At 64.2% G+C, this 9962-nt stretch carries 11 protein-coding genes and 1 other annotated feature; of the genes, 10 read left to right on the top strand and 1 reads right to left on the bottom strand.

The window, feature by feature from the left end:
• The 9 genes from tuf to F8S13_07265 form a co-directional block, all read left to right on the top strand.
• Nucleotides 1-127: elongation factor Tu (gene tuf, locus F8S13_07305; protein ID KAB8144669.1), on the top strand; the 127-nt coding region annotated here is incomplete at its 5' end.
• Between the two features lie 74 nt (nt 128-201).
• Nucleotides 202-429, top strand: a complete 228-nt coding sequence (gene secE / locus F8S13_07300; GenBank protein KAB8144668.1) for a preprotein translocase subunit SecE — start codon at nt 202-204, stop codon at nt 427-429.
• Between the two features lie 18 nt (nt 430-447).
• The gene (gene nusG / locus F8S13_07295; GenBank protein ID KAB8144667.1) at nt 448-1020 is read left to right on the top strand and encodes a transcription termination/antitermination protein NusG; all 573 of its coding nucleotides are present in this window, start codon (nt 448-450) and stop codon (nt 1018-1020) included.
• Nucleotides 1021-1121: 101 nt separating this feature from the next.
• Entirely contained in the window at nt 1122-1547 is a 426-nt protein-coding gene (gene rplK, locus F8S13_07290; GenBank protein KAB8144666.1) for a 50S ribosomal protein L11, read from the top strand.
• A gap of 80 nt (nt 1548-1627) precedes the next feature.
• A complete protein-coding gene (locus tag F8S13_07285) occupies nt 1628-2347 on the top strand; it encodes a 50S ribosomal protein L1 (GenBank protein ID KAB8144665.1) in 720 nt (239 codons plus the stop codon).
• Nucleotides 2348-2397: 50 nt separating this feature from the next.
• Nucleotides 2398-2541: a sequence feature (ribosomal protein L10 leader region), on the top strand.
• A 118-nt stretch (nt 2542-2659) separates the two neighbouring features.
• Nucleotides 2660-3193 (top strand): 50S ribosomal protein L10, encoded by a 534-nt coding sequence (locus F8S13_07280; GenBank protein KAB8144664.1) that lies wholly within the window; start codon nt 2660-2662, stop codon nt 3191-3193.
• A gap of 92 nt (nt 3194-3285) precedes the next feature.
• Nucleotides 3286-3681, top strand: coding sequence for a 50S ribosomal protein L7/L12 (locus F8S13_07275; GenBank protein ID KAB8144663.1), 396 nt, complete (start codon nt 3286-3288; stop codon nt 3679-3681).
• A gap of 64 nt (nt 3682-3745) precedes the next feature.
• Nucleotides 3746-5023 (top strand): DUF2029 domain-containing protein, encoded by a 1278-nt coding sequence (locus tag F8S13_07270; GenBank protein KAB8144662.1) that lies wholly within the window; start codon nt 3746-3748, stop codon nt 5021-5023.
• A gap of 41 nt (nt 5024-5064) precedes the next feature.
• The gene (locus tag F8S13_07265; protein ID KAB8144661.1) at nt 5065-6297 is read left to right on the top strand and encodes a DUF2029 domain-containing protein; all 1233 of its coding nucleotides are present in this window, start codon (nt 5065-5067) and stop codon (nt 6295-6297) included.
• A gap of 73 nt (nt 6298-6370) precedes the next feature.
• On the opposite strand, the gene F8S13_07260 is transcribed toward F8S13_07265, so the two are convergent.
• On the bottom strand, nt 6371-6658 hold the full coding sequence (locus F8S13_07260) for a PspC domain-containing protein (protein ID KAB8144660.1): 288 nt from the start codon (nt 6656-6658) through the stop codon (nt 6371-6373).
• 190 nt (nt 6659-6848) lie between these two features.
• Here F8S13_07260 and F8S13_07255 point away from each other — a divergent pair, with 190 nt between their 5' ends.
• Nucleotides 6849-9962, top strand: coding sequence for a GAF domain-containing protein (locus F8S13_07255; GenBank protein KAB8144659.1), 3114 nt, complete (start codon nt 6849-6851; stop codon nt 9960-9962).

The raw sequence follows: 9962 nt of genomic DNA, 5'->3' as shown, positions 1-9962 counted from the left end.
GGGCGACAACGTCGAGATGGACGTCGAGCTGATCGTGCCGGTGGCGATCGAGGACGGTCTGCGCTTCGCGATCCGCGAGGGTGGCCGCACCGTTGGCTCGGGCGTCGTTACCAAGATCGTTGAGTAAGAACCGTGTTGGTAGAGCAGGGCGGGGCATACCCCCGCCCTGTTGCATCCTGAATATGGGCGAAGAGGCGTAGCATGGCGGTTGTCAAAGAAAAAGAGAATCGCGAAAATCTGGTTGTCCGCACATTTCGTGAGTTGCGTGCGGAGATGAAGAAGGTTGTTTGGCCGACACGCGAAGAGACGGTCCGCCTGACAACCGTTGTTGTTATTGTCTCAGCTGCTATTAGTCTTTTGCTTTTTATCGCCGACTCCATCTTTCAGTTCCTGCTGCTTCAGCTGCAGAACTGGGCTGGCAGGCTGTAGCTTGCCCCTGGGAAGATTATGGCAGATATCGATCACCAAAACGAGCCGATTGTCCAGGATGATGGACGCCGCTGGTATGTGATCCACACCTACTCGGGCTACGAAAACAAGGTGAAGCAGAACCTGATGCACCGCATCGAAACGATGGAGATGGGTGATCAGATTTTCCGCGTCATCGTGCCGACCGAGGAGGAGATCGAGATCAAGAACGGCCAGCGACGCACGGTGCAGAAAAAAGTCTTCCCTGGCTACGTGCTGGTGCAGATGCGCATGACCGAGGACTCGTGGTATGTGGTGCGGAACACGCCCGGCGTCACGAGCTTTGTCGGCCACGGCAACCGCCCCACGCCGCTGGAGGAGGACGAGGTCAAGAAGATCCTTCGCCAGATGGAGGAGGAGGCACCGAAGGTGCGCGTCAGCTACCAGGTGGGCCAGCCGGTGAAGATCACCGATGGGCCGTTCACCGACTTCGAGGGCGTCGTCGATGCCATCGATCAGGAGCGCGGGCGCGTGCGGGTGTTGGTCTCGTTCTTTGGCCGCGAGGCACCGATCGAGCTGGACTTCCTCCAGGTGATGCGTCTAGTTGACTAAATAAAGCATGTCTGTTAGAGTGTCGGGTCGCAGGCCTGTAGAGGCAGCATGATATTGGCCCTACGGGCTGCGGCTTGTAGCGTACACATAGGAGCACTGTTGTGGCAAAGAAAGTCGTTGGCGTTGTCAAACTCCAGCTGCCAGCAGGCAAGGCGACGCCCGCGCCGCCGGTAGGCCCGGCGCTCGGTAGCTATGGTATTAATATCATGGCTTTCGTGAAGGAGTACAACGAGAAGACCGCTAGCCAGGCCGGGAGCATCATCCCCGCCGAGATCACGGTCTACTCGGATCGCTCGTTCACACTGACGCTGCGCACGCCCCCTGCGGCGGATCTCCTGCGCAAGGCCGCAGGCGTCGACCGTGGCTCGGGCACCCCGAACCGCAAAGAGGTCGGCACGATCACCCGCGAGCAGCTGCGCAAGCTGGCCGAGCAGAAGATGAGCGATCTGAACGCGATCGACATCGCTGGCGCCGAGAAGATCATCTCGGGCACCGCCCGCAGCATGGGCATTCGGATCGTCGACTAGTATGAGACGGTAGGGCGAGCGCCCTGCCCCACAGCGTGGGAGAGCCGCGAGGCTCGATCGGACCACGAGGAGAAACACACGTGACCAAGAAGCACGGCAAGAACTACACATCGGCGCTGGCCAAGATCGACCAGGGCCGCGTGTACACCGCCAACGAGGCGATCAGCCTGCTCAAGCAGGTGACCTTCACCAAGTTTGATGCGACGGTTGAGGTGCACCTCCGCCTCGGCATCGACCCCCGCCACGCCGACCAGAACCTGCGCACCACGGTGGCTCTGCCCCACGGTACCGGCAAGGTCGTGCGCGTGCTGGTGTTCGCCCAGGGCGAGGCCGCCGCTGCCGCCCAGGAGGCTGGCGCCGACTTTGTCGGCTCGGATGAGCTGATCACCCGCATCGACAAAGAGAACTTCTTTGACTTCGATGTGGCGATCGCCACCCCCGACATGATGGGTAAGGTTGGCCGCATTGGCCGCAAGCTCGGCCCCCGTGGCCTGATGCCGAACCCCAAGTCGGGCACCATCGTCCCCGGCGAGGAGCTGGCCCGCACCATCCGCGAGGTTCGCGGTGGCCGCGTGGAGTTCCGCAACGATAAGACCGGCCTGCTGCACGTGGCGGTCGGCAAGGTCAGCTTCACCGACCAGCAGATCTACGAGAACATCGCGGCTCTGATGGACGTGGTCAAGGCTGCCAAGCCCTCGTCGACCAAGGGCGCGTTCATCCGCAGCGCCACCTTCACCTCCACGATGTCGCCTGGTGTTCCGGTCGATGTCGCCGATGTGCAGTCGATGAAGGTTAGCTAGTCGTTTGTATGTTGCTTGTCGGGCGGGGCCGCTGGCCTCGCCCAGGGCCGTGGGAAAGTTCATAGCTGCCACAGACAGCAGGTGCTTTGCATAATGGCGTTCGCGCCGCCTGCCGAGGTAGACCAATGCGAGGCGGTGTGATGCTGCCCGATGGCTGCTGTGTCTGTGGACAGCGGCCCTTTTTGTGTGCCGCTGCTATGGCCTCTCCCGCCCCCTCGGCAATGTATCTTTATCTGGCGGCCTCAGGGCTTCCAGATGCGCGAGCCGCATATGCGGCCTACACACTCCTCAAAAGGAGGGAGGTGAAACACAATGCCAACACAGCGCAAGATTGATCAGGTTGCTGATCTGACCGATAAGCTTTCGCGCGCGCAGGTGACCCTGGTGGCCGACTACCGCGGTCTGACCGTGGCCGAGATCACCGACCTGCGCAGCCGCCTCCGCAAGTCGGGGGCCGAGCTGATCGTGGCCAAGAACACCCTGATGGAGATCGCGGCCAAGGAGACCGGCCACACCGGCCTCAGCGAGCTACTGGCTGGCCCCACTGCGGTGGCGTTTGCCTACGACAACGCCTCGGCGGCAGCTAAGGCCATCCAGGACTTCAACAAAGGCCAGAAGCAGCTGAAGGTTCGCGGCGCGATGCTGGGCAACAGCCTCCTGAAGGAAGATGCCCTCGATCAGGTCGCCAAGATGCCTACCCGCGAGCAGGTGCTGGCCCAGATCGTCGGCGGTATCTCGTCGCCGGTGTCGGGCGTGGTGGGCGTGCTCAACGCGGCGATCACCAACGTGCTCTACGCCCTCCAGGGTCGCATCGACCAGGTGGGCGGCGACAGCGCCTCGGCGTAGTTTGCTTGGTCGCGCGGCCTCGCTGCGCGCCACCCTTGTTCGTTAGATGAAATCTCTAGTTCTTATTAAATTTGCTCTAGGAGGCAAATATCATGGCGAGCGATAAAGTCAACAGCATCATTGAGTCGATCGAGGGCCTGAATGTCCTCGAGCTGGTCGAGCTGAAGAAGACCATGGAGGAGAAGTGGGGCGTGACCGCCGCTGCTCCGGTGTTCGCGGGCGCTCCGGTTGCCGCCGCTGGTGGCGATGCCGCTCCGGCCGCCGCCGCTGAGGAGAAGACCGAGTTCGACGTGATCCTGACCGCCGCTGGCGCGAACAAGATCAACGTGATCAAGGTCGTGCGCGAGCTGACCAGCCTGGGCCTGAAGGAGGCCAAGGACCTGGTCGAGGGCGCTCCCAAGCCGGTCAAGGAGGCTGTGAGCAAGGAAGAGGCTGAGGCCGCTAAGGCGAAGCTGGTCGAGGCTGGCGCTTCGGTCGACGTCAAGTAGTGCTGGGGCTGCATCAGCAGCACCTCGGGGGCGAGAACATCACCATGTTCTCGCCCCCGTTTTTATGCGTCGCTTTGCTACCAGATCCGGAGTGGTTATGATGAGATCGACAAAGCCTCGGGGGCTTGCTCAGCTGGCCGCTATCCCGAGCCTGATCTTCTTTCTGAGCGCCTTGATCGCGTGGCCTGCGGTGGCGATTGGACAGAGCGATGTGAAGCTATACTACCGCTACGCCAATGCGATCTTTCAGGGGGCGGTGCCCTACCACACCCTGCCGATCGAGTATCCCCCGCTGTCGCTGATTCCTATCTTGCTGCCACGCATGTTCTCGCTCGGCTTCCCCATGTCGATTACGGTCTACTGGTTTCTGCTGCTCTGTGAAAATACGCTGTGGTTCTACCTGATCGTGCTGATCAGCTGCCGTCTGGCGCGCTCGCTAGGGCTGGCCGTGGGCAGCTTCCTTTTTCGCATGAGCCTTGTGGGTGCGGTGGCCGCGCTCACGCTGCCGTGGCGCTTTGATCTGTTTCCGGCGCTGATGACCTCGGCGATGCTGCTGGGCTTGGCGCAGGGCCGCGCTGGATGGGCTGGTGGCTGGCTGGGGGCGGGTGTGGCGGCAAAGCTCTACCCAGCGGTGTTTGGCCCGGTGGCGGCGGTGTGGCTGCTGGTCCAGCGGCGCTGGGCCGATGTGCTGCGCATGACCGGGGCTGCGGCTGCGGCGCTGCTGCTGGCGGTGCTGCCGTTCTGGCTGATAGATGCCAATGGGCTGCTGGCAATGTTTCGCTACCATAGCGCGCGCGGCGTGCAGATCGAGAGCGTGGCGAGCGGGGTCATCATGGTCGGCAAGCTTCTGGGCCTGACCACGGTGAGTGTGCAGTATAACTATGGCTCACATCACATGACTTCGCCCTGGGCGACTGTGGTTTTGCCTTGGCTGATGCCGCTTTTTCTCGGACTGTATGCGCTTTTCCTGGGGTTTGTCTTTTGGGCTGAACTGCGATCCCAGCACGTTGCTGATCCTGATGCGGAAGCGGCGCTTATGCGGCGATTTCAGTATTTGCTTGTGGTGCTTCTGCTCTTTATCATTACCAATAAGGTTTATTCGCTGCAGTATATTGCCTGGATATTGCCTTTTGCCGTTATACTATCTCGGCGACAGTCACTGTATTTGTTTGTCATTGTTCTCTTTTCGGTGCTGATATATCCTTTTACCTATCGATCGTTGCAGCAAGTGCAGTTTCTGGGTATAGTGGTGCTGAATATTCGTAATATCGCTACACTGCTGTTGATGGCCGATGTCTTTATTGCTATTCTGAGCCGCTACCGTAGCCTTCGGAGCCGGTAGCAGCTGGCGTCCGCTTGTGTCTTGTGACCAGAGGTTATGATATGCGTCGTGTGTTTTCTCGGCCATGGTTTCTGCTGGTGCTGTTGCCCGGCGTGCTGCTGGTGCTGATCGCACTGGCCACCCACAAGCCTACGGCGCAGTGGCAGGGCGACCTGGACATCTACGCCCGCTATGCGAATGAGATTGTCCACGGCAAGCTGCCGTACCGCGATGTGAAGGTTGAGTACCCGCCGCTGGCGCTGCTGCCGATGCTGCTGCCGCGCATAGTGACGCTGGGCTATGCGCTGCCGATCAAGTATATCAACGGCCTGTTCTTGCTGGGCAATGCCCTGTGGGCGACGATCCTAGCTGGGGCGATGTGGCGGGTGGCGCGGCAGGTGGGGCGGCGACCATGGGTGGCCATGCTGGTGCTGGCGGGCCTGGTGGGCACGCTCGCGCCCATGCTGGGCTGGCGCTTCGATCTGTTTCCGGCCATGCTCACCGCGCTGGCGCTGGTCTCGGCGCTGGCGGGCCGCGATGGCTGGGCGGGCGGCTGGCTGGGGCTAGGCATCGCGGCCAAGCTCTACCCGGTGGTGCTGGGGCCGGTGTTTGCGGCCCGCGCGCTGGCGCGGCTGCGCTGGCGCAAGCTGCTGGCGCTGGCGCTGGGCGCTGGGCTGGCCGTGGCCCTGGCCGTGGGGCCGTTCCTGCTCGTGGGGCGCGCCGGGCTGCTGAGCTTCCTGCTCTACCACGAGAATCGCGGGGTTCAGATCGAAAGCCTGGCGGGCGGCCTGGTGCTGCTGGGCGTGCTGGCCGGGCAGACCACGGCCACGGTGGTGTTCACCTATGGCTCGCTGAACCTGGAGTCGCCCTGGGCTACGGCGCTGCTGCCCTGGGCCATGCCGCTGTTCGTGGTGCTCTACGGCGGGCTGGTGGCGGCGCTGGTGGTGCGCGAGGTCAATGAGGCCCGCATGCTGCGCGACGACCCCAGCGCGTGGGCGTCGCGGCTCATCCAGGCCAGCGCGGCGGCGCTGCTGGTGTTTATTGTGGCCAACAAAGTCTATTCGCCGCAGTATCTGGCCTGGTTGCTACCCTTTGTGCTGCTGCTGCGCCCCGGCCAGATCGCGCTGTTCGGTGCTATCTGTATCGCCACGATTATCTTCTTCCCGTTTTTCTACCAGAGCCTGCTGGATTTTGTGCCGTGGACGATCTGGCTGCTGAATGCGCGGAATCTGGCCACGGTGGCGCTGCTGGTATGGGTGGTGCTGGCCCCGCCGCGCCTGCAGCTGCGGGCCTGATCGGGCGCGGGGGCGCGAAAAAGCGGGCCTGTGTGGGTATGCCACACAGGCCCGCCTGTTTGTGCCGATGGCGCTAGGCGCTGAAGGCGCTGCGCACGCGGTTGATCACATCCTCGGCGGCGCTGCGCATCTCGTCCACATTCTCGCGCACCTGCGAGCGCGAGTCGACATAGACGCTGTCGGCGTTGGGCACCAGCAGCCACAGCGCCAGGTAGAGCAGCACGCCCAGCCCGTTGAAGAGCGAGAAGATGACGAAGCCCAGGCGGACGAACACCGGGTCGATGTTGAGATATGTCGCGATCCCGCCCGCGACACCGCCGGCGACGCGGTGGTCGCGGCTGCGGTAGAGTCGTTTTTCCATGGTTTGGTATCCTTTCAGGTTCCTTCGTGCTCCTGCCACTACGACGCGGGCCTCTGGGGATTTGTTGCAGCGGTCGATTTGCGATCTTGCTCTGGCTGGGGCGCATGTGTGGCATGCCCCTAACCCTAGGGAATGTTGACAAGGCGTATTCACACTCGGTATTATTGTGCCTCATGGCGATGATTTTCTGATGGGAAGGCATGGTGGCATGCAGCGTTCACGCTACCGTTCATTTATCGCACGTCGGGTGATTCTCGCAGCGCTGCTGAGCGCTATTGCCCTGATCGCCTGCTTGAGTGCGCTTGCCTACTATGTGCTTGCCTATCTGCCCGTGCGCACGCTGCCGACAACGGCCTCCGACGCCCAGGCGATGGCCGCCCAGCTGCTGCCGATCTGGCCGCTGGCGGTGGCCGCCGCCGCCTTTATGGTGCTGGTGCTGTGGGGCATGTCGAGCTGGGCGGTCAGCCCGGTGGAGCACCTGGTGACGGCCGCGACCACGCTGGCCGATGGTGCGCGCATGCGCGCGGTGGGCCACGCGGGCGACCAGGGGCGGCTGGCCCAAAACTTCAGCGATCTGTCGGATGTGCTTATCCGCTCGTCGCGCGAGCTGGAGAAACAGAATCGGCTGATGAGCGAATCGATCGGGCGGCTGGAGCAAATGATGAAGGTCGGGTCGGAGCTGAGCACGATGCTTGACTCGGACGATCTGCTGCGGCGCTCCGCCGATACGATGCACGATCTGCTGGGCTACGAGCGGGTGGCCGCCGTGCTGGTAGATGGCGACATGCTGGCCTACCACTACTACGGGGCCGACCCGAAGGACCGCACGCTTCCCCGCATCCCGCTGCGCGAGAACACATCCGCCGCCCGTGCGGTGGCTACATCCGCGCCCGTGCGGATCGACGACATACGCATGCAGCAGGGCATGTTGCCCGCGCCCGGCGCGTCGGGGGCGCGGGCGGAGCTGGCGGTTCCGGTGGTGCACGGGCGGCAGGTGCTGGCTGTGCTGCTGCTGCAGAGCGCCACGCCCGCCGCCTTCGGCCAGCAGGATGAGGAGCAGCTGGCCGTGCTGGCCCAGATGCTGGCCAGCGCGCTCGCCAATTCGAGCCGCTTCCGCGACGAGCAGCTGCGCCGCCAGATGGCCGAGGCGATCTACCGCGTCTCGCAGACACTCAGCGGCGCGATGGCCTCCGACCGCGTGCCCGAGCTGATCCTTGAGCAGCTCGGCCAGGTGCTGCCCTTCGACCGCAGCGCGCTGCTGTTTGTGGATGGTGATATGGTGGACACCGTGGCCATCCGGGGCTACAGCACATCTAGCACGCTTATGCACCGCCGCGCGCCCCTGAATGCGCTGCCGCTCATCCAGGGCGTGGTGGCGCAGTCGCGCGCGCTGGTGCTGGAGCACGCCTCCGGCGATCAGCGCTACCGCCCGATCGTGGGCAGCGCCCCGGCCCAGAGCTGGCTGGGCGCGCCGCTGCACCGCGCCGGGCACGTGGTGGGCGTGCTGGTGCTGGAGAGCGACGAGCCGGCCCGCTACGGCTACGAGGAGCAGGCCGCGATGACGGCGATCGCCAACCAGGCCGCCGTGGCGCTGGAGAATATGCGGCTCTATACCGAGGCCCAGGATCGCGCCCAGCGCCTAGAGGTGATCAGCGAGCTGACATCGCTGGTGAGCACCCGCGACGTGCTGCGCGAGCTGCACAGCATCCTGCGCACCGCCATCCATCGCATCCGCCGCGTGGTGCCCTGCGACTACGCCGCGCTGGCGCTCTACAATGAGGACGACGACACCTTCTCGGTTGAGCCAGTCTACGACTTCTCGGTGCGCGACTGGGCCGACCTGCCCGCTGGCACGCGTCAGCCCGCCGCCAACACGCCCTGGCAGATGGCCTGCCGCACCGCCGGGCCGCTGCTGCAGTCCGAGCTGCGCCAGAGCGCCTTCGCCGAGGACCGCCCGCTGGCGGCCATCGGGCTGCGCTCCAGCATCGTGGTGCCCATTCTGGGCGCGATGCACCCGATCGGCGCGCTCACCTTCGCCAGCCGCGAGCCGAGCGCCTACCTGCAGCCCCAGCTGGCCACCCTGATGGAGCTGGCCCACTACCTCGGCCCCGCGCTCTACAACGCCCGCCTGCACCGTGAGCGCGAGGTGGTGGCCAACCAGCTGGCCCAGACCCAGAAGAACCTTAATCTGGTTGACAAGGTGCGCGTCGTCGGCCAGCTGGCATCTGGCGTGGCCCACGACTTCAACAACCTGCTGGCGGGCATCCTGGGCAACGCCCAGCTGCTGCTCTACGAGATCCAAGACCCCGAGCACCGCGACATGCTGCGCGTGATCGAGCGCGCCTCCAAGGACGGCAGCGAGACAGTGCGCCGCCTGCAGGGCTTCGCCCGCATGGAGCACGACTCGCCCATGACCGAGGTGCGCCTGGACATGCTGGCCTGCGATGCCATCGACATCACTAGGCCGCGCTGGCGCGATGTGGCTAAGAGTCGGGGCATCAGCATCGAGATCGTGCGCAAGCTCCAGCCGGTCACGCCGATCGCGGGCCGCGCATCCGAGCTGCGCGAGGTGCTCACCAACCTGATCATCAATGCGGTGGACGCCATGCCCAAGGGCGGCAAGATCACGATCGCCAGCTTTGACTCGCCCTCCGAGGGCGATGGCGAGGGCAACGTGGTGCTGGAGATCGCCGACTCTGGCGTGGGCATGTCGCCCGAGATCCGCTCGCGGATCTTCGACCCCTTCTTCACCACCAAGGGCGAGCAGGGCACCGGCCTGGGCCTTGCGGTCTCGCTGGGCATCATCCAGAGCCACGGCGGCAATATCGATGTGGAGAGCGAGATCGGCGCGGGAACCCGCTTCATCATCCGCCTGCCGGTGCGCCTGCCCGTGCACACCCCCCAGCGCGAGCCGCAGGGCGAGGTTCCGATCATCCCTGGCCACATCCTGCTGGTGGAGAGCGAGCAGATGATCCGCGACGCCCTGCTGCGTCGGCTCACCCGCTGGGGTCACCGCGTCACATCCGCCACCGGCGGCATCGAGGCGCTGCGCACCTTCGAGCCAGACCGGTTCGATGTGGTGCTCTCCGACCAGGGCATGCCCGACATGAGCGGCTGGGATCTGCTGGCCCAGATCAAGCAGCGTGAGGCCCACGTGCCCACCGTGCTGATGACGGGCTGGGGCCGCCAGCTGAATGAGGACGAGGCCCGCGAGCGCGGGGTGGATTTCATCATCGAGAAGCCATTTGACCAGGATGTGCTGCGGCACGTGCTGGCCAAGGCGATTGGCGCAAAGGCGACCTAG

The sequence above is a fragment of the Chloroflexia bacterium SDU3-3 genome, assembly GCA_009268125.1.
Taxonomy (GTDB): domain Bacteria; phylum Chloroflexota; class Chloroflexia; order Chloroflexales; family Roseiflexaceae; genus SDU3-3.
This window is presented reverse-complemented; position numbering and strand designations above follow the sequence as displayed.